The organism is Corynebacterium sp. CQ3829_602738, assembly GCF_054478435.1.
Genome location: NZ_CM137003.1, coordinates 975,941 through 998,707 on the forward strand (window position 1 = coordinate 975,941; position 22,767 = coordinate 998,707).

Consider the following 22,767-nt stretch of genomic DNA (forward strand, 5'->3'; position numbering starts at 1 on the left):
GAACACCTTAAACGCAAGCTATTGCGTCAAGGGCAATATATTCCGCAACTTTTCGCTAATCGACGCCTAAAGTGCGCCGCCGCACCACCGGCGAGGTGGAAAACGGTTCGCGTTCGATGCGAAGATCCGCGCGCCCGGCGATGGTCCGCGCAGGCACCTGGGTGCCGGTTTCCACGTCGAAGACCATGGTTTCCGGTTCGAGCATGACGTTGACGCCGATTTCGCACCGGTCGCCCAAATCCACCCCGATCACGCCGGCAGACGGGTGCAGCCGACAGTCCCGCCCGACCCGCATCGGTGCACGCTCAAACTCGCTGACCCGTGATGCCATCAGCGCCGACGACAACGACAGATCGGTCCCGCCGCCGACCACCGCGAACGACGAAAGCCGCCCCTCAATCCGCGCAGGTCCCAGCGAGCCGGCGTTGAAGGAGACGTAGCCTTCGCGCATCACCGAAGTTCCCTCGGCCAGGTACGCCCCGAGCCGCACGCGCTCGGCTTCGGCGATGGTCACCCCGGACGGCACGACGTAGTCCACCATGCGCGGCAGCCGATCGATGCCGTAGACGTGGATCAGCCCACGCGCCCGCAGGTTGGTGCGCACGGTTTCGAAGTTGTCCGCCAGGCACGGGCCTTTGTTGGTCCACACCACCGGCTGCAGCAGCTCCAGCGCGCCGGCCATGTTGATCGTCAGCGGCTCCACCATGCGATGCGAAAGCAGATGCAGGCGCAAAAACACGTCGTGCGCATCGATGGGTGGTGCGTCCAAGTCCGCGATGACGGTGCGCACCGGCACGAGTTCCACCAGCCGGTCGTGGTCTGCGCCAATAAGTTTCAGAAACTTCGGGCTGAGTTCGTGGGCGGAGACGCGGTGGGTGCCGGAGGTGCCGTCGATAGGCAGTAGCTCCGGCGACGGGAACCAAGTGTCCAGCACGGTGCCGTTCATGGCGATGTTGGCGATTCCGACGGCGCGCGCTCCTTGAGACATGCCTGCGAGTCTAAACGTAGGATCGCCGTGTGACTTCCTTAGATCTCTTCGCCGACCCAATTGCACTTTCCGCGGCGCTCGTGGACATCGAGTCGCCCTCGCACCACGAGGAGGCGATCGCGGACGCCGTCGAAGGCGCGCTTCGCGGCCTCGAGCACGCGGAGGTTGCGCGCTTCGGCAACACGGTGGTGGCGCGCACGAACTTCGGGCTGGGTTCAAGGGTGGTCCTGGCCGGGCACATCGACACCGTCCCGCTCGCGGACAACACGCCGCACAAGCTTGTCGACGGCACCCTGCACGGCTGCGGCTCCGTCGACATGAAATCCGGCATGGCCTGCTACCTGGCAGCGTTCGCGCGCTTGGCCGAGCCGGGCAAAGCCGCCTACGACCTGACCGTCATCGCCTACGAGGGCGAGGAGGTCGCGCAGGAGTACAACGGCCTGCACCACCTGGAGCGCGACCACCCGGAGTGGCTCGAGGGCGACATCGCGCTGCTCGGCGAGCCGTCCGGCGCCATCATCGAGGCCGGCTGCCAGGGCACCATCCGCGTGTTCGTGGACGCGGCGGGCACCCGCGCCCACTCCGCCCGCAGCTGGCTGGGCCACAACGCGGCGCACGATCTGGCCGGGGTGCTCACGCGCATCGCCGCCTACGAACCGCGCGCGGTGGAGATCGACGGCTGCGAGTACCGCGAGGGCCTCAACGTGGTCGGCCTGGAGGGTTTCGTGGCCACCAACACCATCCCGGACCACGCGCGGCTGATCGTGAACTTCCGCTACGCGCCGGACCGCTCCGTCGAGGACGCCAAAGCGCACCTCGAGGAAGCGCTTTCGCTTGAGGACGGGCTCACGCTGACCTACGACGACATCTCCCCGGCCGCCCTTCCCGGCCTGGGCGACCCCGTGGCCGCCGGCCTAGTCAAGGCTGTGGGCGGGAAATTCCGCGCGAAGTTCGGATGGACGGACGTGGCGCGCTTTTCTAGCCTGGGAGTTCCCGCGGTCAACTTCGGCCCCGGCGACCCTGGTTTTGCCCACAAGAAGGACGAGCAGTGCCCGACGGACCAGATCACGCAGGTTTTCGAGCAGCTGCTGTCGTATTTGAGCGTCAACGAAAGCGAGTAGTTAATGGCCCCGCTGAACATTCCCCGCCCGGAGCGCGACCGGAAGTTGCGCGGCCCGATCGCGTTGCGCGGTTCGGACCACCAGGCGTCCACGTTCGACCAGCGCCTGCTTGAGGCGTTCGGGCACGCGGACAGTCAGTGGCGTCACGAGGACCCGTGGCGCGTGATGCGCATCCAGAGCGAGTTCGTCGCAGGCTTCGACGCGCTGAGCGAAATGCCGAAGGCCGTCACGGTGTTCGGTTCGGCGCGCCTGGGGGAGGGCACGGAGGAGTACCAGCTGTCCTACGACGTGGGCAGGGCGCTCGCGGAGGCCGGCTACGCGGTGATCACCGGCGGCGGGCCTGGGCTGATGGAGGGGCCGAACCGCGGCGCGCACAACGCCGACGGCCTGTCGGTGGGCCTGGGCATCGAGCTGCCGTTCGAGCAGGGCCTGAACGACTGGGTGGATCTGGGCCTGAACTTCCGCTACTTCTTCGCCCGCAAGACCATGTTTTTGAAGTACTCGCAGGCGTTTATTGCGCTGCCGGGCGGTTTCGGCACGATGGACGAGGTCTTCGAGGTGCTGTGCATGGTGCAAACCGGCAAGGTCACCAACTTCCCGATTGTGCTGATGGGCACCGAGTTCTGGTCGGGGCTGGTGTCGTGGATCGAGGAGCAGCTGCTGGGCCGCGGGCTGATTTCGCCGGGCGACGAGAGGCTGTTTTTGGTCACCGACTCGGTGGACGAGGCGGTGGCGCACATCGTGGAGAAGCACAAGGTGATGACGGATCAGCGCCTCAAGGATGACTAAGCAGCTCGCCGAGGTGATGGCGATTGTCAACCGCACACCCGACTCGTTCTACGACAAAGGCGCGACGTTCGCCTCCGAGAAAGCACTTTTGCGTATCGACGACGCAGTGTCCGCCGGCGCCAGCATCATCGACGTCGGCGGGGTCAAAGCAGGGCCCGGCGACGATGTGGACGTGGCCGAGGAGATCGACCGCGTCGTGCCGCTGATCGCCGCCGCGCGCGGGCGCCACCCGGATGTGACGTTGAGCGTGGACACGTGGCGCGCGCCGGTGGCCGAGGCCGCGGTCGCCGCCGGCGCGGACCTGATCAACGACACGTGGGCCGGCTTCGACCCGGAGCTGGTGGAGGTCGCCGGACAGCACCGGGTGGGCTACGTCTGCTCGCACACCGGCGGGATCACCCCGCGCACCCGACCCCACCGCGTGCACTACGACGACGTGGTCGCCGACGTCATCGCCGAGACCACCGCGCTGGCCGAGCGCGCGGCGGCGCTGGGCGTGCCGGAAAAGCGCATCTTCATCGACCCGACCCACGACTTTGGCAAGAACACCTACCACGGCCTGGAGCTTTTGCGCCGCGTGGACGAGCTGGTGGCCACCGGCTGGCCGGTGCTGATGGCGCTGTCGAACAAGGACTTCGTCGGCGAGACGCTGAACCGCGGGCTTTTCGGCGCGGACATCACCGAGCGCGTGCCCGGCACCCTCGCCGCCACCGCGTGGGCGGCCGCGCGCGGGGTGGCTGCGTTCCGCGTGCACGAGGTCGAGGCCACGCTGGACGTGATCCGCATGACCGCCGCGATCCAGGGCGAGATGGCCCCGCTGCACACTGTGCGAGGGCTCGCGTGAGGGTCAGTGTTGTCATTCCTGCGTTGAATGAGGAAGCGACGGTGGCGGGGGTCGTCGAGAAGTGTCTGGCATCGCACGCCGACGAAGTGCTGGTGATCGACCCGGACTCCACCGACGCCACCGCCACACTCGTGGCGGAGGCGGGCGCGCGGGTGGTGCCGTGGCGCGAGGTGGACCCCCGCGAGCCGTGGGAGGGCAAAGGCGAGGCGCTGTGGCGCGGGGTGAAGGCGGCCGCCGGCGACGTCGTGGTCTTCGTGGACGCGGACGTGACCTCGCTCGAGCCGTGGTGGGTCGACGCGCTCGCCGAACCGTTGCGCGACGACACCGTCCACCTGGTCAAGGCCTCCTACGAGCGCGCCCGCGCCGGCGGCCGCGTCACCGAACTGACCGCCAAACCGCTCCTGCGCGCCCTGTTCCCGCAGCTCGCCCACATCCGCCAGCCGCTCGCCGGCGAGTACGCCATCCGCCGCTCCACCGCCCTGCGCCTGCCGTTCGTCGCAGGTTACGGCGTCGAGGCGGGCCTGCTCATCGACGTCGCCTCCGCCCACACACCCGCCTCCATCGCTGAAGTGGAGCTGAGCCCCCGCGAGCACCGCAACCGCCCGCTGACGCAGCTCGGGCCGATGGCGGACGTGGTCTCCCGCACGATCCTGGCGCGCGCCGGGGTGGGCGAAATCCAGGTCCGCGAGCGCCCCGCCTGGGTCGCCGGTTAAACTAGCCGTCATGCTTTCCTGGATCGTGCTAATCCTCATCCTCGCGCTGCTGAGCATCATCGGTGTGCGCGTGTTCGCCTCCGTCTTCGGCCGCGGCGAGGCCCAGCCGCCGATGCCGCCGACCGCCGACGTCAAAGAGGCCAACCGACGTGCCGTGGAGGAGGGCAACTTCGGCGACATTCAGCTCGAAGTGGTGCACCGCGGCTACCGCATGGATCAGGTGGATGCGCTGCTGGAGCAGTTGGCCGGCGGCAACCTTGGGCCCGTCGAGAGGCAGGATGCTCAGGTAGAATCGCCTACGTCAACTATCGCGAAGTAAAAGGAGCGTAGACGAATGGCAGCAATGAAGCCGCGTACCGGCAGTGGCCCGATGGAAGCGGTGGAGGAGTCCCGCAAGATCGTGATGCGTATCCCGTCCGACGGCGGCGGCCGCCTCGTGGTGGAGCTGTCCAAGGAGGAGGCCGGCGAGCTCGGCCGACTGCTCACGGAGGCCGCAGAAGCCTAACGCGCCGAACGCGGTAGTATCGCCACATGCTCAACGACATTGTGGACGTGCTCGCCGACCCGGCAGACCTCACCCCGCTTCGGGGCGAAGACGACTTTTCGCGTCTCGTTTCCGAATCGGGGCATTCTTATGACGTGGCCAAGCAGGGCTATGTCACCCTCGCCGCCGGCAAGGGCATCGGGCACGAGGGTGACTCGCTGGAGATGGTCAACTCCCGCGAGACGTTTTTGTCCAACGGCCACTTCGCCCCGTTCGTGGAGGCCGTCTCCGACGCGCTCGCCGACGTGGTGGAGCGCGCCGCCGGCGACACCGAACACCCGGTGATCATGGAGGCCGGCGCCGGCACCGGCTACTACCTAGCCCACACCCTGGACCTGATCGCGGGCGCACGCGGCGTCGGCCTGGACGTGTCCGTGCCGGCGGCGAAGCACCTGGCGAAGGCACACCCGCGCGTGGGCGCTGTGGTGGCGGACGTGTGGGAGCAGCTGCCCATCCGCACCGGCTCCGTGCACGCTTTATCGGTGGTGTTCGCGCCGCGTAACCCGGCGGAGTTCGCGCGCGTGCTTGTGGACGGCGGCGAGGCCGTCATGCTCGTCGCCGACCAAGGCCACCTGGACGAGCTGCGCGAGCCGCTGGGCATCCTCGGCGTCGAGGAGGGCAAGGTCGAGCGCCTCATCGCCCAGTCCGAGGGCCACCTGGTCCCCGCGGCGGAGCCCGAGCTCATCGAGTTCCCGATGCTGCTGGAGCGCGACGCCATCGCCGCCCAGGTGGGCATGAGCCCGTCGGCGCGCCACTTGGACAAAGAGACGCTTCAGGCCCGCCTCGCGGAGCTGCCGGAGCAGATGAAAGTCACGGCTCGCGCGCAGCTGATCCGCATGCGCAAGGCCTAGAGCCTCAGCGCGTTAGCGCACGTAGCCGCGGCGCCACTCGGAGTGGATCTCCGCGCCGTCGTGGGCGCGGGTGCGGATGCCGGAGCAGCCGCCGTCGAGCCACACGCGCGAGGACATGACGACGCTGCCGCCGCCGGCGTAGACCTCGATGGTGGAGCCGTCGACGATGACGGTGATGTTGTCCTCGTCCTCGTCGTTGAGCGCGGCGGTGGCGGGGGAGCCGTCGAGGCGGTCGAGGGTGATCTGGTCGCCGGAGTGGGTGATCACCACGCCCGGCTCGCCGTCGCCGTCGAGGACTTCCACGACGACGGAGGAGCCCGGCGCGACCTCGCACAGCCCGGCCCACATGCGAGCGCGGTCGGTGCTGTCCACGGCGTCCGGCAGTCCCGGGGCGGGCACCTGGTAGATGCGGCCGCCCTGCAGAGTGACGCGGCGCGGCAGCGTCAGCGCGTTGGCCCAGCCTTCGGCGTCCCAGTTGGGCTCTTTGGTGGGGTCGCCGGCGCGGTCGGTGTTGGTCATGAACCCGTAGAGGTAGGCGCGCTCGTACAGCTTCGCCGTTTCCACAAGGTTGTAGGTGGTGTTGCGGGGGCGGGTGAAGTCGTGGCCGTGGTCGACGATGGTAAACGGGGTGTCCACGCGGAAGACGTTGCCGCGCAGCTCGCCGACGGCGTAGACGGCGGTGTCCTTGCCGTCGCGCTCGAGGGTGACAAACAACACGTCGCGGATTTGGTCGTCCACCTCGTCGCGCAGGCGCACGATGCGCGGGGCGACCAGGGAGGCATCAAGGTCGAAGCCGGTCTCGCCCTCGAATTCGAGGATGCCCTCGAGCGTCCAGTCGCGGCCGTCGCCTGAGGTGAGCACGACCGGCTTCGGCGCGGTTTCGGGCCCGGAGACGGCGAGCATGAGCCAGCCGTCGTGGGCGTCGTCGCGGTCGGTGTCGGCGTCCCAGTCGGGAACGACGCAGGGGGAGCGGAAGTTGCTCACGCCGGCGACGTCTTCGACGACGGCGCCGAGGCGGGACGCGGCCGCGGAAACGTCCAGGTCGGTGTCCTCGTCGAGGTCTGCGCACAGCTCGTCGACGTGCGGCACGTGCGCGACCTGGATCGTGTTGCCGGCCGCGGTGGCGGAGGTGAAGTACAGGTCCACGCCGTCGCCGGCGGCGGAGACGCTGCCGGCGCGCACGGCGATTTCGCCGCCGACGGGCACGATGACGTCGTTGCAGTCCACCCAGCTAAACGCGTCTTCTTCGCTTTGCTGGTGGCCCCAGCGGCTGGGCGCGTCGGGGGTGGGGCGGTACTGGTAAAACATGTTCCACACGCGCTCCGATGCGGCCCCAGTGCGGTAGATGCCGGCGGGGCCTTCGAGGATGCCGCGCTCGGCGGTGACGTGCAGTTCCGGACGGTAAACGGTCATCTGTTCAGCCCCTTGTAAATCTCTACGGTCTCTTGCGCGATGGTTGCCCAGGAAAAGTCGGTTTTGGCCCGCTTGAGCCCGGCCGCACCCATGGCGGCGGCGCGCTCGCTATCGCCTGCGACGGCGTTGACGGCCTCGGCCAGGGCGGCTTCGAAGCCTGCGGTGTCGTTGGCATCGTAGTCCACCAGCACGCCGGTTTCGACGTCCACGACGACCTCCGGGATGCCGCCGACGCGCGAGGCTACCACGGCGGTTTCGCACGCCATCGCTTCGAGGTTCACAATGCCCAGCGGCTCGTAGATGGACGGGCACACGAACACGTCGGCAAGCGAGTACACCTCGCGCACCTTCTCCGCGGGCATCATTTCTTGGATCCAGAACACCCCGTCGCGAGAAGCTTTGAGCTTGTCGACGAGCCCTTCGGTCTCCGCCGCAATCTCCTCGGTGTCCGGGGCACCGGCACACAGGATGAGCTGGATGTCCTCGTCGAAGGCTTGGGCGGCCTTGAGCAGGTGGGCCACACCCTTTTGGCGGGTGATGCGCCCGACGAAGGCCACGACGGGTTTGTCCGGGTCCACGCCCAGCTCCTCGGCGATGGTGCCGGAGTCGGGGTACCACTTCTGCGGGTCGATGCCGTTTAAGACGGTGTGGACTTTAGAAGCGTCGATACGCGGGTAGGCCCGCAGGACTGCCTCCTTCATGCCGGCGGAAACCGCGATGACCGCATCGGCGTACTCGAAGGCGTTCTTCTCCGACCAGGAGGAGACGTTGTAGCCGCCGCCGAGCTGCTCGCGCTTCCAGGGGCGGTCCGGCTCCAGGGAGTGGGCGGTGACCACGTGGGGGATCTCGTGCAGCTGGCCGGCGAGGTGCCCGCCGAGGCCTGCGTACCAGGTGTGCGAGTGCACCACGTCCAGCCCGGCGGCGGCATCCGCCATGCGCAGGCCGGTGGACAGCGTCTTGATCGCACCGTTGGCGTCCTCCAACGCGGGGTCGACGCCGTGGACATAAACTCCGGCAGCGTCGCGGGGCGCGCCCATGCAGTGCACGTCCACCTCGACGATGTCGCGCATGAAACGCGTCAGCTCGGTGACGTGGACGCCGGCGCCGCCGTAGACCTCCGGCGGGTATTCGCGGGTGAACATTCCGACTTTCATGACCGCCGAGCCTACTTACGCGCGCGATTCCCTGCAGGGACCCAAAATTCTCATTAGCCTAGCTGTCATGAAAAGCCAGCCTCGAGTTCTCGCCATCGTCCTGGCCGGCGGTGAGGGCAAGCGCCTGTTTCCGCTGACCGCTGACCGTGCCAAGCCCGCCGTGCCGTTCGGCGGCAACTACCGTCTCATCGATTTCGTCCTGTCCAACCTGGTCAACGCGGGCTACATGCGCATCGCGGTGCTGACCCAGTACAAGTCCCACTCGCTGGACCGCCACGTGGCCACCGCGTGGAACGTCTCGGGCCCGACGCAGCAGTACATCGCCTCGGTGCCCGCGCAGCAGCGCCGCGGCAAGCGCTGGTACTCGGGCTCGGCGGACGCGATCGTGCAGTCGCTGAACCTGATCTACGACGACGCGCCGGACTACGTGCTGGTCTTCGGCGCGGACCACGTCTACCGCATGGATCCGTCCCAGATGGTGGAGGATCACATCGCCTCGGGCAAGGCCGCCACGGTCGCCGGTATCCGCGTGCCGCGCTCGGAGGCGCACGCGTTCGGCTGCATCCAGGCGGACGACGACGGCACGATCACCGAGTTCCTGGAGAAGCCCGATAACCCGCCGGGCACCCCGGACGACCCGGAGACCACGTTCGCGTCCATGGGCAATTACTGCTTTTCCACCGAGGCGCTGATCCAGGCGCTGCTGGAAGACGAGCAGAACGAGGACTCCGCCCACGACATGGGCGGCGACATCATCCCGTACTTCGTGGCCCAGGGCGAGGCGAACGTGTACGACTTCTCCCGCAACGAGGTCCCGGGCGCGACCGAGCGCGACCGCGGTTACTGGCGCGACGTGGGCACCGTGGACTCGTTCTACGAGGCCCACATGGACCTGATTTCCTCGCACCCGGTGTTCAACCTCTACAACAAGGCGTGGCCCATCCACGCGACGGAGGAGGACAACCTGCCGCCGGCGAAGTCTGTCATGGGCGGCATCGCGCAGGAGTCCATCGTGGCGTCCGGCTCCATCATTTCGGGTGCGACGGTGCGCAACTCGGTGCTCTCCACCGACGTCCGCGTGGAGGAAGGCGCCACCGTGGAAGGCTCAGTGCTGATGCCGGGCGTGCGCGTGGGTAAGGGCGCGGTGGTGCGCCACTGCATCCTGGATAAGAACGTCTATGTCTCCGACGGCGAGACCATCGGCGTGGACGCGCAGCGAGACGGGGAGCGTTTCACCGTCTCCGACAACGGCGTGGTGTGCGTGGGCAAGAGCGAGGTAATTTAGCGGCGCTTGGTCAGAAGCGTCAGCCCGCCGTCGAGAGGCAGGCGCGCAAGGGCCGCATCTTCGAGCGCAAGCGTATCGACGTAAGCGTCCGCCTCGCGTGCCGCTTCAGTGTCGCGGTCGCGGCGGGTGGGGTCGGCCACGGTGCCGTCGAGAAGCGAGCCCGCGATGACGAGCGTGCCGCCGGGGGCGAGCAGGGGCCACGCGGCGTCGATGAGCGGGCGCAGCTCCACGGCGGAGACGTCGGCGTAGATGAGCTGGTACGCGCCGGTGGCCAGGCGCCCCATCACATCCAGCGGGCGGGAGGTGAGGAAGCGCACCCGCGACGGCGCGAAGCCCGCGGCGCGGAACGCCTCCTTCGCGCCCGCCTGCAGCGCCGCTTCCGGCTCGATGCAGGTCAGGGTGGCTTTCTCGCGCAGGCCGGTGAGGATGTGCAGGCCCGCAACCCCCGCGGCAGGGGTCACCGCGACCGCACCCTGGGAGGCCTCGTTGCCCGCCGCCAGCACGGACAGCAGATCGCCCACAAGCTGGCTGGGAACCGGCACGCCGTTTTCCTCGGCGTCCTCGCGGGCGCGGGCGAGTTCTTCGCCCACCGCCTCCGGCAGGTGGTCCCGGCGGGAGTCGATGTAGGTGCTCAGTTGGGTAAACGCTGTCTCACTCACACCGGCAATCATAGCGGGGCGCATGTGCCCAGGGAGCTCACAGCAGGCGTGCTGGCATCTGAAAGGTTGATCTGCCAAACTACTTGCCATGACCTCTGAGGAAAACCAGCTGTCCGGCACTGCCGCGTTCGACGCGGGCGAGGGGGCCATGCCCACCTGGTCGGAGCTGGTGCAGGAACACGCCGACAGCGTGTACCGCCTTGCCTACCGCCTGTCCGGCAACCAACACGACGCGGAAGACCTGACGCAGGAGACCTTCATGCGCGTGTTCCGGAGCCTGAAGAACTACCAGCCGGGCACCTTCGAAGGGTGGCTGCACCGCATCACCACCAACCTGTTTTTGGACATGGTGCGCCGCCGCGCGAAGATCCGCATGGAGGCGCTGCCGGAGGACTACGAGCGCGTGCCGGGCACCGACATGACGCCGGAGGAGGCCTACAACGTGGCCAACCTGGACCCGGCGCTGCAGCGCGCGCTGGATGATTTGGCGCCGGACTTCCGCGTCGCCGTCGTGCTTTGCGACGTCATGGGCATGACCTACGAAGAAATCGGCGACACTCTCGGCGTGAAGATGGGCACCGTGCGCTCGCGCATCCACCGCGGGCGCGCGCAGCTGCGCGAGTCGCTGGAGGCGCAGGCGCTTGACGACGCACACGCGAAAGAACTCATCCGCACCCGCTAACCAAGCGACGTGATGATGTCCATGGCCAAACGCGAATTCAACTCCACCGACCACCTGAACCCGGAAGCGGTCGCCGCTTTCGTGGACGGCGAACTGTCTGATTCAGCGTTCCGCCGCGCCGCCCGCCACCTGACCGACTGCGACGAGTGCAGCGCCGAGGTCGACGCCCAGCGCCGCGCCGCGAACCGGCTGCGCGTGGTGGACAACTCGGGCGTGCACGCCCCGGCGTCGCTGGTGGAGCGCTTGGCCGGCATGGGCGCCGGCGACCTCGACAGGGTGGGCGAGGCGCCGGGCCCTCGCGGCCGGGTCAAGGATCTCGGCGCCAACCTCAGCTCGGCGCTGCAGTCGGCTCTGGGCGCGCTGAAGCGGCGCGGGGAGTAGGGTGTTGTAGGTGTTTTCCAACATCGGCTGGGGCGAGATTTTCTTCATCCTGATCATCGGGCTCATCGTGATCGGGCCCGAACGCCTGCCCGCCGTCGTGGAGGATGTGCGCGCGGCCATCTACGCCGCGAAGAAGGCCATCAACAACGCCAAGGCTGAGCTCAACGGGGAGCTGGAGGGCTTCGAGGAGTTTAAAAAGCCGATCGACACCGTGTCCCAGTACGCGTCGATGGGCCCGCGCCGCGCGATGGCAAAGGTGTTGTTCGAGGACGAGGCCGTGGACCCGCGCCAGGCCAATCCCGAGCCCACCCGCTCGGGACCGCGCCCCGCGGCGCAGGAGCCGCCGCGCCCGGAGCAGCCGCGGCCAGATCAGGCGGAGCGGCCGTCGAAAGGCAGGAGCTTCTCCTGGGAGGACGTTATTTAACCTGCGGGTTGAGGCTCTTGCCGGCGAGGGATTCGCGGCGCACCTTCAACTGATCCGCGACGGCCTGGATGGCCTTGGCGGCGGGGGAGTCCGGCTCGGAGATGACGACGGGGGTGCCGGTGTCGCCGTGCTCGCGAAGCTGCGGGTCCAGGGGGATGGAGCCGAGCAGCTTTACGTCGGAGTCCGTCAGCTGCGTCAGGCGCTCGGCGACCTGCTCGCCGCCGCCCTCGCCGAAGATGTTCATCACGGTGCCGTCGGGCATGGTCATACCGGACATGTTCTCGATCACGCCGGCGATTTTCTGGTCCGTCTGCTGCGCGATCGTGCCGGCACGCTCCGCCACCTCCGCCGCGGCGGCCTGCGGGGTGGTCACGATGAGCAGCTCCGCGTTCGGCACCAGCTGCGCCACCGTGATGGCCACGTCGCCGGTGCCGGGCGGCAGGTCCATGAAAAGCACGTCCAGATCGCCCCAGTACACGTCGGCCAGGAACTGCTGGATCGCGCGGGTGAGCATGGGCCCACGCCACACGATCGGCGCGTTGCCCTCCACGAACTGGCCCACGGAGATGTGGCGCACGCCGTGGGTGATCGGCGGCATGATCATCTCGTCGACAACTGTGGGGCCCTTGTCGTTCGAGCCCATCAGCCCGGGCACGGAGTGGCCGTAGATGTCCGCGTCCACCACGCCGACGCTCAAGCCCTGCGCGGCGAGGGCGGTGGCCAGGTTCACGGTCATGGACGACTTGCCCACGCCGCCCTTGCCGGAGGCGACGGCGAAGATGCGGGTGCGCGTGTCCGGGTCCGCAAACGGGATCGCAGGCCCGGTCTGCTCGCCGCGCAGCTTCAGCGCCAGTGCGCGGCGCTGCTCGTCGCTCATGGTGTGCAGCGTGACGGAGACGTCGCCGACGCCGTCGAGTTCCTCTAGCACCGCGCGCGTGTTGGACTCGATGGTGTCGCGCATGGGGCAGCCGGCGATGGTCAGGTAGATGCCCACGGCCACGTCCGCGCCGGTGATGCGCACGGATTCCACCATGTCCAACTCGGTGATGGGCTTGCCAATCTCGGGGTCTTCCACGCGCTCGAGTGCCGCGAGGACGTCCTGCTCTGTGATTTTTTGTTCTGTAGCCATGTTGCCCTGCAGTATAACGGTGCCCCGCAAGCGAGCGGATACACTGGTGGGCATGACAAATCCCATGAGCAACTCTTCCCGTGTGCCCGCGCGCGAGGTTCCCACGGGCTGGCCTGTCGGCAGCTTCAAAACCTACGCGGAGGCGCAGGAGGCGGTGGATTCGCTATCTGACAAGGAGTTCCCGGTGGAGAAGCTGTCCATCGTGGGCGTGGATCTCATGCAGGTGGAAAAGATCACGGGCCGTTTGACCTGGGGCAAGGTGCTGGGCACCGGCGCGCTTTCCGGCCTGTGGATGGGCCTGTTCATCGGCCTGATCCTGTCGGTGTTCACCGAGCCGGGCTCGGGTTGGGTGACGTTTACCACCACGTTGATCATCGGCGCGATCTTCGGCGTGATTTTCGCGGCGGTGGCCTACGCGTTCACGGGCGGCAAGCGCGACTTCTCCTCGGCGACGACGATCGTGGCGGGCCACTACGACGTGCTCTGCGAGCCGGATGCCGCACCGCAGGCGCGTGACCTCATCGCGGGCCAGCTGCCTATCGACGACACGTCGCACCCCAACCCCGATGCATAAGCGCTACCGCGCCGCGGCGGCGCTTTCCGTGTGCGCACTGACGGTTTCCGGGGCGTTGTCCGGGTGCTCTGCGCTCGGCCAGAAGAGCACGAGCAAGGAACCGATCGCGATCGGCATCGACGCCGAGGACCCGGAGCAGCGCGTACTGGGCGAGATTTACAGCCGCGTGCTGCAGCAGCTGGGCCGGCCCACCAGCGTGACCGCCGCCGATTTTTCCGCCGGCGACACGCTGCGGGTGCTCAAGGAAACCCCGGTGGACTTCGTGGTGACATGCACCGGCCGCCTCGTCGAAGAAACCGACGTGGAGGCCGCTAAGCGCTTAAAGAAGGAAGCGAAGGATGCACCGGCCGGGTTTTCCGACGTGATCTACGACCAAGCCATCGCTGGCCTGCCCAGCACCCTGCGGACCGTGGACCCCTCGCCGGCGCAAAGCTGCGGCCGCTCGGGCGAGTTGCCCCAGAACATCATTCCGCTGTTCGACAAGTCGGGCTTCGACCGTGGCGAGATCAACCGCCTGAACTTCATCACCCGCGTCATCTCCACCAAGTCGCTGGAGGAGATGGTCGAAGACATCGAGGGCGGCGCCGACGTCCAGGACACGCTGGCGGCGTGGATGATGGAAAACGCCCACATCAACATCTACAACGACGAGCTGCCAGAGGCGGACGAGGACGGGGCAGCGGCGGGCGATTCCGCCGACAGCGCCGGCGCGCGCTAAACACGCATACCAGGCACGAGGAAGGGCCCCGGGATACCCCGGGGCCCTAACGCTTGTGGGGGAGCACCGGCGGCGCTCCCGTCGTCAAGCTACTTTGCAAATGCCTCCTCGAGCAGCTGCTTCTCCTCCTGCTGGTGCACCTTGGCCACACCGGTTGCGGTGGTGGACTGGGCGCGGCGGGACACGCGGACCATCTCCGGCATGTCCGGGATCAGGGTGCGCAGGTGCTCGTTGTAGAACGGCCATGCGCCCTGGTTTGCCGGCTCGTCCTGGACCCAGCGGATCTCCTTGGCGTTCGGGTAGTTCTTGAACGCGTCCGCGAGGCGGTTGAACGGGATCGGGTGGAGCATCTCCACGCGGATGATCGCGACGTCGTCGCGGCCTTCCTTCTCCTTCTTCTTGGCCAGCTCCCAGTAGATCTTGCCGGAGCACAGCATGATCGTGGTGACCTTGTCGGTGTCGCCGACGACCTTGTTGCCGCGCTCAACGAAGTTCGGGTCGTCGATGACGGACTGGAAGCGGTCCACCTCGATGAAGTCAGCCGGCTGCGAGACAGCAGCCTTGTTGCGCAGCATCGACTTCGGGGTGAAGACGACCAGCGGACGCTTCATCTCGCCGAGAGCCTGGCGGCGCAGCAGGTGGAAGTGGTTTGCCGGGGTGGACGGCTGGGCAATCGTCATCGAGCCCTCCGCCACGAGCTGCAGGTAGCGCTCGATGCGGGCCGACGAGTGGTCCGGGCCCTGGCCCTCGTAGCCGTGCGGCAGGAGCGTGATCAGCGACGACAGCTCGCCCCACTTGGTCTCGGAGGAGGACAGGTACTCGTCGATCATGGTCTGCGCGCCGTTGGCGAAGTCGCCGAACTGCGCCTCCCAAGCCACCACGGCGTCCTTGTTGCCCAGGGTGTAGCCGTACTCGAAGCCCATGCCCGCGTACTCGGTCAGGGCGGAGTTGAACACCTGGAAGCGGCCGCCGTTGTCGGCCTCTTGCGCGTTGTGGTCCAGCGGGTTGTACGGCTCGGCGTTATCCGGGTTGTACAGCACCGCGTGGCGTTGGGTGAAGGTGCCGCGCTGGGAGTCCTCGCCGGCGAGGCGGACAAACTTGCCCTGCTCCGCCAGGGAACCGAAGGCGAGCAGCTCGCCCCAACCCCAGTCGATGTCGCCGTCGGTGAACGAGCCGCCGCGCTTCTTCAGCACGGACTTCAGGCGCTTGTTCGGCGTGAAGTCCTCCGGCAGGTTCGCGAACGCGTCGGCGAGGCGCTTGAACTGGTCCTCGGAGATGTTCGTGTCCAGGCCGCGGGTGAGCTCCTGCGACTCGGTGATGCCGGTCTGCTCGCTCGGCTGGCCCTTCTCAGCCTTGACGTCGGAGAAGACGGAATCCAGCTGGTCGTGGAAGTCCTGTGCCGCCTTCTCGGCGTCTTCCTCGGTGATGTCGCCGCGGCCGATGAGGTCCTGGGTGTAGCGGGTGCGCACCGACGGGTGGGACTGGATGCGGTCGTACATGACCGGCTGGGTCACCGTCGGGTCATCGGCCTCGTTGTGGCCGCGCAGGCGGTAGCAGATCAGGTCGATGAAGACGTCCTTGCCAAACTCGCGGCGGTACTCGGTGGCCAGCTGGGCAACCCAGGCGGCGGCCTCCGGGTCGTCGCCGTTGACGTGGAACACCGGGCAGTCGAAGCCCTTGGCCAGGTCGGTGGCGTAGTAGGAGGAACGGCCGGAGTCCGGGGTGGTGGTGAAGCCGATCTGGTTGTTCACCACGATGTGGATGGTGCCGCCGACGGTGTAGCCCGGCAGGCGGGACAGGTTCAGCGTCTCCTGGACGATGCCCAGGCCGGTGAAGGAAGCGTCGCCGTGCAGCATCAGCGGCACGACCGGGTGGTCCTCGCGGCCCTTGGCAAACTTGATCTGGTCTTCCTTGGCGCGCGCCATGCCCACCAGGACCGGATCCACGGCCTCGAGGTGGGACGGGTTGGCGGCCAGGGAGACCTTGATCTCGCCGTCGCCGAACATCTGGATGTGCTCGCCCTCGAAGCCGAGGTGGTACTTCACGTCGCCGGAGCCGCCCTGTTGGGCTGCGCGCATGTTGCCCTCAAACTCGTTGAAGATGGTGGCGACCGGCTTGCCCACGATGTTGAACAGCACGTTGAGGCGGCCGCGGTGCGGCATGCCGATGACAACCTCTTCGAGGCCCTGGCCTGCGGCGGTGTCGATGATGGCGTCCATCAGCGGGATCAGGGTCTCGGCACCTTCAAGCGAGAAGCGCTTTTGGCCGAGGTACTTGGTCTGCAGGAAGTTCTCGAAGGCCTCAGCGGCGTTGAGCTTCTGCAGGATGTACTTCTGCTCCGGGCCGGTCGGCTTGGGCATGCCGGCCTCGACACGGTCGCGCAGCCACTCGCGCTCGTCGCGGTCCATGATGTGGGAGTACTCGGTGCCCACCTTCAGGGTGTAGGCGGCGCGCAGGCGCGACATGACCTCGCGCAGCGTCATCTGCTCCTTGCCGCCGAAGCCGCCGACGTGGAAGACGCGGTCCAGGTCCCACAGGGTCAGGCCGTGGGTTTCCATGAGCAGGTCGCGGGAGTCCGGCTTGGGCAGGCCCGGCTGGTGCCAGTGCAGCGGGTTGGTGTCGGCGATGAGGTGGCCGCGGGAGCGGTACGCCTCGATCAGCTGCATGACGCGGGTGTCCTTGTTGATGCCGGTGTTCGGCTCGTCCTGTGCCCAGCGCAGCGGTGCGAACGGGATGTGCAGGGAGCGGAAGATCTCGTCCCAGAACTTGTCGTCGATAAGCAGCTGGGAGATGTCGCGCAGGAACTCGCCGGACTCCGCGCCCTGGATGACGCGGTGGTCGTAGGTGGAGGTCAGGGTGACCAGCTTGCCCACGCCGAGCTCGGCGAGGCGGTCCTCGGAGGCGCCTGCGAACTCCGCCGGGTAGTCCATAGCGCCGACGCCGACGATGGTGCCCTGGCCCTTGGTCAGGCGCGGGATGGAGTGGCGGGTGCCGATGCCGCCCGGGTTGGTCAGCTGGATGGTCACGCCGGAGAAGTCGTCCATGGTGAGCTTGCCGTCGCGGGCGCGGGCGACGATGTCCTCATACGCCTCGACGAACTCGTCGAAGGATTTGTTCTCGCACTCCTTGATGGCGGCGACGACCAGGGAGCGGGAGCCGTTCTTGCCCGGCAGGTCGATGGCCAGGCCGAGGTTGATGTGCTCCGGCTGCACCGCGAAGGACTTGTTGCCGTCCTCCTTGTAGTTCTTGTTCATGTCCGGGTGCAGCTTGGTGGCCAGGACAATGGCGTAGCCCAGGATGTGGGTGAAGGAGACCTTGCCGCCGCGGGTGCGCTTGAGGTGGTCGTTGATCAGCGCGCGGTTTTCAAACATGAGCTTGACCGGCATGTCGCGCACGGTGGTCGCCGTCGGCACCTCGAGCGACTCGTTCATGTTCTTGGCAATGGCCTTGAAAGCGCCCTTGAGCTGGAACTCGCCGGGCTCAACCTCGATCTGGTTGACCTTGTCCAGCGGGGAGGACTTCGCCGGGGCTGCGGGGCGCTTCGGCTTCGCGGCGACCTTGGCCGCTGCCTCGTCCACCTTGGTCTCGCGGCCGTCCTGGCTCGGGGCGCCGGTGCTGCGGGAGACCTTCGGGTTAGTCTTCGGAGTGCTTGCGCTCTCGTCGGAAGGGGTGACGTTGGGGGTGCCCTTCGCGGTCTTCGGAGCGCCCTTGTTCTCGAAGAGTTCGCGCCATTCGGCGTCCACCGAGTTGGGGTCGTCCTTGTACTGCTGGAACATCTCGTCAACCAGCCAGCTGTTCTGGCCGAACGTGTTTTCGCTGCTCACGGCAGGTTCTCGCCTTCCTTCTGGGTTGTGTTCGCGGAACGTTTCTTTGACTGTAATCGTCGGCGCTGGTAACACGCTAACTTGGGTTGTTCCTCTCCACGGGGGACCTACGTTTCACCCCCGTTATCGGTTAACAGCCCACATATGGGCATATCTTCCGCCTGCGGAGATGAGGTCCTCGTGGCAGCCGTCTTCAATGATACGTCCTTCATCCACGACGAGTATGCGGTCGGCCCGCGCGGCTGTGGCGAGGCGGTGCGCGACGACGACGGAGGTGCGCCCCGCCATCGCCTTGTCGGAGGCATCGAGCACGGCGCGTTCGGTGGCGGGGTCGAGGGTGGCCGTGGCTTCGTCCAACAGCAGCACCGCGGGTGTGAGCATCTCCGCGCGGGCAAGCGCGATGATCTGGCGCTGCCCGGAGCTTAAGCCCCGGCCGCGTTCGCCGACGCGCGCGTTGAAGCCGCCGGGGATGGTGCCGATGACGCCGAGGGCGCCGATGCGTTCCACCGCGGCCTGCACCTCGGCGTCCGTGGCGCCGGCGGCCCCGTAGGCGATGTTGTCCGCGACGGTGCCGGGGAAGAGGTAGGACTCCTGCGGCACCTGCGCGAGCGCGCGCCGCCAATCCGCGAGCGGGAATTCGGCGACGTTCGTCCCCGACGCGCGCACGACACCTTCCACTGGGTCGTAGAAGCGGGCCAGCAGCTTGACGACGGTCGACTTGCCCGCCCCCGTCGGACCCACGAGAGCCACGGTGGAGCCGGGCGAAAGGGACAAATCCATGCCGTCGATGACTGGTTCTGCATCCGGCGAGTAGCCGAAGGTGACGTCGTCAAGCGAAAGCTCCCCGGACGCGGCAGTGTGCGCACCGGGGCGGGTGCCGGTGTCGGGGACGGTGGTGCGTTCGGCGAGGAGTTCGCGGATGCGGTCGAAGCTGACGGTGGCTTGTTGCCAGGAGTCGAAGATTTGGCCGAGCTGCTGGATCGGGCCGTAGAGCTGGCTGAGGTACATGGTGAACGCGACGAGCACGCCGACCGACAGCGTGCCGTCCGCGATGCGGGTGGCGCCGACGCCGATGATCACCGCGGTCATGACCTGGGAGACGAACTGCATGCCGGGGAAGTACAGGCCCACCAGGCGCACAGAGTTCATGCGGATGCGGCGGTATTCGTCGCTCATCTGGGCAAAGCGAGCCTCGAAGTGGTCTTGGGCGAGGTGGGTCTGGGTGACGCGGATACCGCCGATGAGCTCCGCGAACTCGCCGTTGACCGCGGAGATCTGCGCACGCGCGGCGGCGTAGAAGCGCTTGGAGAAGTGCCGGAAGCCCCAGGTGGCCAGCGCGATGACGGGCACGGCGGCGAACGCGACGAGCGCGAGTTGGCCGTCGGTGGCCACCAGCATCACCGTCACGCCGGCAAGCGAGCCGACGGCGACGATGGCTTGGGCCAGCCCGGTTTGCAGGAAGCTGGACAGGGTGTCGATGTCCGTGGTCATGCGCGTCATGATCTTGCCGGACAGGCGCGACTCGAAGTAGCTCAAGCCCAGCTGCTGCAGGTGGGCGTACGAGCGCAGGCGCAGGCCGTAGAGGAGGCGCTCGCCGGAGCGCGAGGACAGCACCGTCATCACGGTCATGGACGCCCACGCCACCGCCACCACACCGAGCGCGATTAGCCCGGTGCGGATCAGGCTTTCCTGGTCCGAGTTGGCGATGCCGCGGTCCACCGCCGCGCGCACGAGGGTGGGAAACGCCAGGTCCGCCACCACGCCGACCACCAGCAGCGCCACGGTGCCGGCGATGAGCCAGCGCACCGCGCGGAACAGGTCGCGCACGTGGAAGTCGCTGGACGGGGTGCGAAGCTGCTCCAGGCGCTCGGCGCTCAAGTCCGGCTGCTCGGTGGCCTCCGGGAGTTTCTCCACCCGCGCGAGCAGCTCCGGGGTGGCGTTGACCGTGGACGCGCGCCCGGTGGTGGGCACGATCACGCGCTCGCGCTCGGGCTCGGTGACCTCGGGCCACAGATCGGTGCGGGTCGGGGCCGCGGGCAGCTCCGTAGGCGTGTCCGCGGACATGGTGGCCAGGTACTCCGGGCTCTCAACCACCTCATCGCGGGGGCCACACTTGACGACGGCTCCGCCGCGCACCACCGCAACCTCATCCGCGTGGTCCACGGTGGACTGACGGTGCGCGACCGTGAGCACCGCGACGTCTGTGAGCTCCTCGCGCAGGTTGGCGAGGATGCGGGATTCGGTGACGGCGTCGATGGCGCTGGTGGCGTCGTCGAGCACGAGCACCTCCGGCTTGGCCATCAGCGCGCGGGCCAGCGCGATGCGCTGGCGCTGCCCGCCGGAGAGCGTCAGGCCGCGCTCGCCGACCTCGGTGTCGTAGCCGTTGGGCAGGCGCTCAATGAACTCGTCGGCGCAGGCCAGGCGCGCCGCCTCGCGCACCGCGGCGTCGAGCTCATCCGGCGGGAGGTGAGAGCCCATGGCGATGTTGTCGCGCACGGAGGAGGAGAACAAGAACGCGTCGTCGAACACGCACAGGACCCGTTCGCGCAGGGAGGCGGGGTCAGCGGAGCCGTCGAGAAGCTCCACGCTCCCGAAATCCGCCTGGTAGAAGCCGCCGGCGAGCTGGACGGCCATGGTTTTGCCCGCGCCGGGCGGGCCGACGAGCGCGACCGTCTCGCCCGGGCGGACGGCGAGCGAGAAGCCGTTGAGGACGGGGTTGCCGCCGGTGGAAAAGTGCACGTTGTCAAAGCGCAGGCCGGTGCCGGCCGTGGGGGCTGCGGCGGTCTCAGCGGCGGGGGCAAGCTTGAGCACGTCGTCGAGGCGGTCGAAGGAGCTCATGCCCATCTGTAGGCGCACGTACTGGTTGGTCAGCATGGACATCATCGACGTCATGGAGGTCAAATACGCCGTGAACGCCACGAACTGGCCGATGGTGATCTGCCCGCGGATGGCCAGCATGCCGCCGGCGATGATGGTGACCACCAGCGCGACCTTGGGCAGCTGGGAGAGCACCGGTTGGAAGCGCGCCGTGAGCTTCGCCGCGCGCATCTTCACCGCGTAGAGGTGGCGGCCCAGCTGATCTAGCTGGTCGATCTCGCGCTGCTCCTGGCCGAACGCCTTGACCACGCGCACGCCGGAGACGGTCTGCTCGACGTGCTCCGCTAGCTCCGCGGTCGCGTGCTGGTTGACCCACGTGGCGGCGTAGAGCGTCTTGCGTGAGCGGTTGGCCTCCCACAGGATCAGCGGCAGCAGCGCGAGCGACATCAGGGTCAACGGGATGTCCATCCACAGCATCACCGCCAGGGTGAGCGCGAGCTGCACCACGCGCGTGAGAAGCATGGGCAGGTTGGCCAGCACCATGTGGTACTGGTTCAAATCCGAGATGGAGCGCGAGACGATTTGTCCGGTGACGATTGTGTCCTGGCCCGGGCCGTCTAAGCGGTGCAGCGTGCGCAGGATTTCGGTGCGCAGCCAGTGCTGGGAGCTGGATGCCAGCCGGCCCGCCGTGACGCGGCGGGTGAAACTTAAGACGTAGGTGGCCGCGGCGACGGCGACCATCGCCCACGCGGTGCGCGTCACCGATCCTTCCGCGTTGCCGGTGGCGATGTCCACCGCGTGGCCGGTCAGCGCCGGCACCGCCGTCTGGAACACGGCGGCGAGCGTGGCGGCGGCAAAGGCGGCGACGGCTGCGGGCCGGTTGGCGCGAAGGGATCTGGTGAGCAGGGGGTTAATTGTTGTCGCCGTCCTTGTCCTCGTCCTTGAACTGGCGCAGGATCCAGGCGGCGAAGTCCTTCTGGTTCAGGCTCAGGCCCTTGCCATCCTCGTCGGTGTCTTTGTCCGGCAGCGGGGTGGCAAAACCTGCCGGCACCGCGCCGAGGCCGGACTGGATGTTGCCGATCACGCCGTCGGCCAGCTTGCGGTTGGCGGTGGTGCCGGCGACCGCGCCGATGCCCAGTGGCATGAGCTTGCCCAGCCACGCGCGACGCTGGGACTTGCGCATGGAGCGCATGGCGATGCGCTGCAGCACGTTGTTGGTGTTGGACAGGGTCGGGCCGGAGAATTTGGTCAGGGTGGACTTGCCGGGGATCTTGCCGGCGTCGTCGCCAAGCATGGCGTCCACAATCGCCAGGCCCTTCGCGCCCATCAGCAGCGAGAGCACGAGCGCGCGGCGGCGCTCCGGGTCCTCGATGTCCTCGCCGCGTAGGTAGGCGGATGCCACGGCGTAGAACGCGGCGAGGTCCAAAAACAGCACAGATTCGCCCGCCACTGCGGCCGCGCCGGTAAACAGGCCGATGCCGGGCACGGCGGCTGCGGCACCCACGCCCGCGCCGGTGCCGGTGACGGTGTTTTTCAGGTGCTCGTCCATAAGATTCTGAATCTCCGCAGGCGTGGCCTCCGGGTTCTGGCGGCGCAGCCAGTTCACGTAGGTGCGGATGGTGGAGGTCTGCATCTGAACAGCCTTATCCACCGCGCCGATAAACGCGCGCCCCAGCGGGCCGGCGTCCTTTTCTAACTGCGTCGGGTCTTCGCGCAGCGCCTCTTCAATTTCCTGGCGGACGGCGAGGTCCTGGTTCTTCTTGTTGCCAAACATGTAACTGTCACTTTCGCTAATCAGGTTTTTTACGTCGGTCCAGCATAGTTGGATGCTTTGCGCTTGCGTCTACGCTGGATGCC

The 22,767-nt window shown here is 67.6% G+C and carries 21 protein-coding genes; 13 read left to right on the forward strand and 8 right to left on the reverse strand.

Annotation, left to right across the window (positions count from 1 at the left end; translation table 11 throughout):
• Positions 1–55: 55 nt before the first annotated feature.
• Positions 56–988 carry a 2,3,4,5-tetrahydropyridine-2,6-dicarboxylate N-succinyltransferase gene (locus ACX1NL_RS04760; RefSeq protein WP_458898742.1) on the reverse strand — a complete coding sequence of 311 codons (933 nt, stop codon included), beginning with the start codon at positions 986–988 and terminating at the stop codon, positions 56–58.
• A 29-nt stretch (positions 989–1,017) separates the two neighbouring features.
• On the opposite strand from ACX1NL_RS04760, the gene dapE reads away from it, so the two are divergent.
• The 7 genes from dapE to ACX1NL_RS04795 are packed head-to-tail and all read left to right on the forward strand — an operon-like array spanning position 1,018 to position 5,850.
• Positions 1,018–2,109 (forward strand): succinyl-diaminopimelate desuccinylase, encoded by a 1,092-nt coding sequence (gene dapE, locus ACX1NL_RS04765; protein ID WP_458898743.1) that lies wholly within the window; start codon positions 1,018–1,020, stop codon positions 2,107–2,109.
• A 3-nt stretch (positions 2,110–2,112) separates the two neighbouring features.
• On the forward strand, positions 2,113–2,898 hold the full coding sequence (locus ACX1NL_RS04770; protein WP_458898744.1) for an LOG family protein: 786 nt from the start codon (positions 2,113–2,115) through the stop codon (positions 2,896–2,898).
• A complete protein-coding gene (gene folP / locus ACX1NL_RS04775) occupies positions 2,891–3,742 on the forward strand; it encodes a dihydropteroate synthase (protein ID WP_458898745.1) in 852 nt (283 codons plus the stop codon). The genes ACX1NL_RS04770 and folP overlap by 8 nt, the downstream gene beginning before the upstream one ends.
• Positions 3,739–4,455, forward strand: a complete 717-nt coding sequence (locus ACX1NL_RS04780) for a glucosyl-3-phosphoglycerate synthase (protein ID WP_239355520.1) — start codon at positions 3,739–3,741, stop codon at positions 4,453–4,455. The genes folP and ACX1NL_RS04780 overlap by 4 nt, the downstream gene beginning before the upstream one ends.
• A 10-nt stretch (positions 4,456–4,465) precedes the next feature.
• On the forward strand, positions 4,466–4,774 hold the full coding sequence (locus ACX1NL_RS04785; RefSeq protein WP_181888176.1) for a cell division protein DivIVA: 309 nt from the start codon (positions 4,466–4,468) through the stop codon (positions 4,772–4,774).
• A gap of 15 nt (positions 4,775–4,789) precedes the next feature.
• Positions 4,790–4,960: a DUF3117 domain-containing protein gene (locus ACX1NL_RS04790; protein ID WP_070475087.1), complete on the forward strand. Its 171-nt coding sequence runs from the start codon at positions 4,790–4,792 to the stop codon at positions 4,958–4,960.
• A 26-nt stretch (positions 4,961–4,986) separates the two neighbouring features.
• Positions 4,987–5,850 (forward strand): class I SAM-dependent methyltransferase, encoded by an 864-nt coding sequence (locus ACX1NL_RS04795; RefSeq protein ID WP_458898746.1) that lies wholly within the window; start codon positions 4,987–4,989, stop codon positions 5,848–5,850.
• A 12-nt stretch (positions 5,851–5,862) separates the two neighbouring features.
• On the opposite strand, the gene ACX1NL_RS04800 is transcribed toward ACX1NL_RS04795, so the two are convergent.
• Both ACX1NL_RS04800 and glgA read right to left on the reverse strand, forming a co-directional pair.
• Entirely contained in the window at positions 5,863–7,263 is a 1,401-nt protein-coding gene (locus ACX1NL_RS04800; protein ID WP_458898747.1) for a GH32 C-terminal domain-containing protein, read from the reverse strand.
• On the reverse strand, positions 7,260–8,417 hold the full coding sequence (gene glgA, locus ACX1NL_RS04805; RefSeq protein WP_458898748.1) for a glycogen synthase: 1,158 nt from the start codon (positions 8,415–8,417) through the stop codon (positions 7,260–7,262). Before glgA ends, ACX1NL_RS04800 begins: the two co-directional genes overlap by 4 nt.
• Positions 8,418–8,484: 67 nt before the next feature.
• On the opposite strand from glgA, the gene glgC reads away from it, so the two are divergent.
• Complete coding sequence (gene glgC, locus ACX1NL_RS04810) at positions 8,485–9,702, forward strand: glucose-1-phosphate adenylyltransferase (protein WP_239355515.1); 1,218 nt, start codon at positions 8,485–8,487, stop codon at positions 9,700–9,702.
• Here the strand turns inward: glgC and ACX1NL_RS04815 are convergent.
• Entirely contained in the window at positions 9,699–10,373 is a 675-nt protein-coding gene (locus ACX1NL_RS04815; RefSeq protein WP_458898901.1) for an O-methyltransferase, read from the reverse strand. The genes glgC and ACX1NL_RS04815 overlap by 4 nt on opposite strands.
• Before the next feature lie 76 nt (positions 10,374–10,449).
• On the opposite strand from ACX1NL_RS04815, the gene sigE reads away from it, so the two are divergent.
• Genes sigE through tatB form a run of 3 tightly spaced genes read left to right on the forward strand, consistent with a single transcriptional unit; the run spans position 10,450 to position 11,848 of the window.
• The gene (gene sigE, locus ACX1NL_RS04820) at positions 10,450–11,043 is read left to right on the forward strand and encodes an RNA polymerase sigma factor SigE (RefSeq protein WP_034999735.1); all 594 of its coding nucleotides are present in this window, start codon (positions 10,450–10,452) and stop codon (positions 11,041–11,043) included.
• A gap of 21 nt (positions 11,044–11,064) precedes the next feature.
• Positions 11,065–11,424: an anti-sigma factor family protein gene (locus ACX1NL_RS04825; protein ID WP_458898749.1), complete on the forward strand. Its 360-nt coding sequence runs from the start codon at positions 11,065–11,067 to the stop codon at positions 11,422–11,424.
• 10 nt (positions 11,425–11,434) lie between these two features.
• Positions 11,435–11,848 carry a Sec-independent protein translocase protein TatB gene (tatB, locus tag ACX1NL_RS04830; protein ID WP_458898750.1) on the forward strand — a complete coding sequence of 138 codons (414 nt, stop codon included), beginning with the start codon at positions 11,435–11,437 and terminating at the stop codon, positions 11,846–11,848.
• Here tatB and ACX1NL_RS04835 read toward each other — a convergent pair.
• A complete protein-coding gene (locus tag ACX1NL_RS04835) occupies positions 11,841–12,977 on the reverse strand; it encodes an Mrp/NBP35 family ATP-binding protein (protein WP_194560286.1) in 1,137 nt (378 codons plus the stop codon). The genes tatB and ACX1NL_RS04835 overlap by 8 nt on opposite strands.
• Before the next feature lie 52 nt (positions 12,978–13,029).
• Between ACX1NL_RS04835 and ACX1NL_RS04840 the strand changes: the two genes are divergently transcribed.
• Complete coding sequence (locus ACX1NL_RS04840) at positions 13,030–13,551, forward strand: general stress protein (RefSeq protein ID WP_458898751.1); 522 nt, start codon at positions 13,030–13,032, stop codon at positions 13,549–13,551.
• Entirely contained in the window at positions 13,544–14,269 is a 726-nt protein-coding gene (locus ACX1NL_RS04845; RefSeq protein WP_458898752.1) for a hypothetical protein, read from the forward strand. Before ACX1NL_RS04840 ends, ACX1NL_RS04845 begins: the two co-directional genes overlap by 8 nt.
• A gap of 89 nt (positions 14,270–14,358) precedes the next feature.
• Here ACX1NL_RS04845 and ACX1NL_RS04850 read toward each other — a convergent pair whose 3' ends face one another.
• From ACX1NL_RS04850 to ACX1NL_RS04860, 3 genes are all read right to left on the reverse strand, one after another.
• Positions 14,359–18,093, reverse strand: coding sequence for a multifunctional oxoglutarate decarboxylase/oxoglutarate dehydrogenase thiamine pyrophosphate-binding subunit/dihydrolipoyllysine-residue succinyltransferase subunit (locus tag ACX1NL_RS04850; RefSeq protein WP_458898753.1), 3,735 nt, complete (start codon positions 18,091–18,093; stop codon positions 14,359–14,361).
• Between the two features lie 123 nt (positions 18,094–18,216).
• Complete coding sequence (locus tag ACX1NL_RS04855) at positions 18,217–21,825, reverse strand: ABC transporter ATP-binding protein (RefSeq protein WP_458898902.1); 3,609 nt, start codon at positions 21,823–21,825, stop codon at positions 18,217–18,219.
• On the reverse strand, positions 21,821–22,684 hold the full coding sequence (locus ACX1NL_RS04860; RefSeq protein ID WP_458898754.1) for a hypothetical protein: 864 nt from the start codon (positions 22,682–22,684) through the stop codon (positions 21,821–21,823). Before ACX1NL_RS04860 ends, ACX1NL_RS04855 begins: the two co-directional genes overlap by 5 nt.
• Positions 22,685–22,767 lie beyond the last annotated feature (83 nt).

Excerpts from the sequence above, each read along its gene's own strand:
- sigE (WP_034999735.1), top strand. The coding sequence starts at position 10,450 with ATGACCTCTGAGGAAAACCAGCTGTCCGGCACTGCCGCGTTCGACGCG.
- ACX1NL_RS04785 (WP_181888176.1), top strand. The coding sequence starts at position 4,466 with ATGCTTTCCTGGATCGTGCTAATCCTCATCCTCGCGCTGCTGAGCATC.
- ACX1NL_RS04835 (WP_194560286.1), bottom strand. The coding sequence starts at position 12,977 with ATGGCTACAGAACAAAAAATCACAGAGCAGGACGTCCTCGCGGCACTC.
- ACX1NL_RS04825 (WP_458898749.1), top strand. The coding sequence starts at position 11,065 with ATGGCCAAACGCGAATTCAACTCCACCGACCACCTGAACCCGGAAGCG.
- ACX1NL_RS04815 (WP_458898901.1), bottom strand. The coding sequence starts at position 10,373 with ATGATTGCCGGTGTGAGTGAGACAGCGTTTACCCAACTGAGCACCTAC.
- ACX1NL_RS04790 (WP_070475087.1), top strand. The coding sequence starts at position 4,790 with ATGGCAGCAATGAAGCCGCGTACCGGCAGTGGCCCGATGGAAGCGGTG.
- ACX1NL_RS04760 (WP_458898742.1), bottom strand. The coding sequence starts at position 988 with ATGTCTCAAGGAGCGCGCGCCGTCGGAATCGCCAACATCGCCATGAAC.
- ACX1NL_RS04800 (WP_458898747.1), bottom strand. The coding sequence starts at position 7,263 with ATGACCGTTTACCGTCCGGAACTGCACGTCACCGCCGAGCGCGGCATC.
- ACX1NL_RS04840 (WP_458898751.1), top strand. The coding sequence starts at position 13,030 with ATGACAAATCCCATGAGCAACTCTTCCCGTGTGCCCGCGCGCGAGGTT.
- ACX1NL_RS04770 (WP_458898744.1), top strand. The coding sequence starts at position 2,113 with ATGGCCCCGCTGAACATTCCCCGCCCGGAGCGCGACCGGAAGTTGCGC.
- glgA (WP_458898748.1), bottom strand. The coding sequence starts at position 8,417 with ATGAAAGTCGGAATGTTCACCCGCGAATACCCGCCGGAGGTCTACGGC.
- ACX1NL_RS04795 (WP_458898746.1), top strand. The coding sequence starts at position 4,987 with ATGCTCAACGACATTGTGGACGTGCTCGCCGACCCGGCAGACCTCACC.
- ACX1NL_RS04860 (WP_458898754.1), bottom strand. The coding sequence starts at position 22,684 with ATGTTTGGCAACAAGAAGAACCAGGACCTCGCCGTCCGCCAGGAAATT.
- ACX1NL_RS04845 (WP_458898752.1), top strand. The coding sequence starts at position 13,544 with ATGCATAAGCGCTACCGCGCCGCGGCGGCGCTTTCCGTGTGCGCACTG.
- glgC (WP_239355515.1), top strand. The coding sequence starts at position 8,485 with ATGAAAAGCCAGCCTCGAGTTCTCGCCATCGTCCTGGCCGGCGGTGAG.
- folP (WP_458898745.1), top strand. The coding sequence starts at position 2,891 with ATGACTAAGCAGCTCGCCGAGGTGATGGCGATTGTCAACCGCACACCC.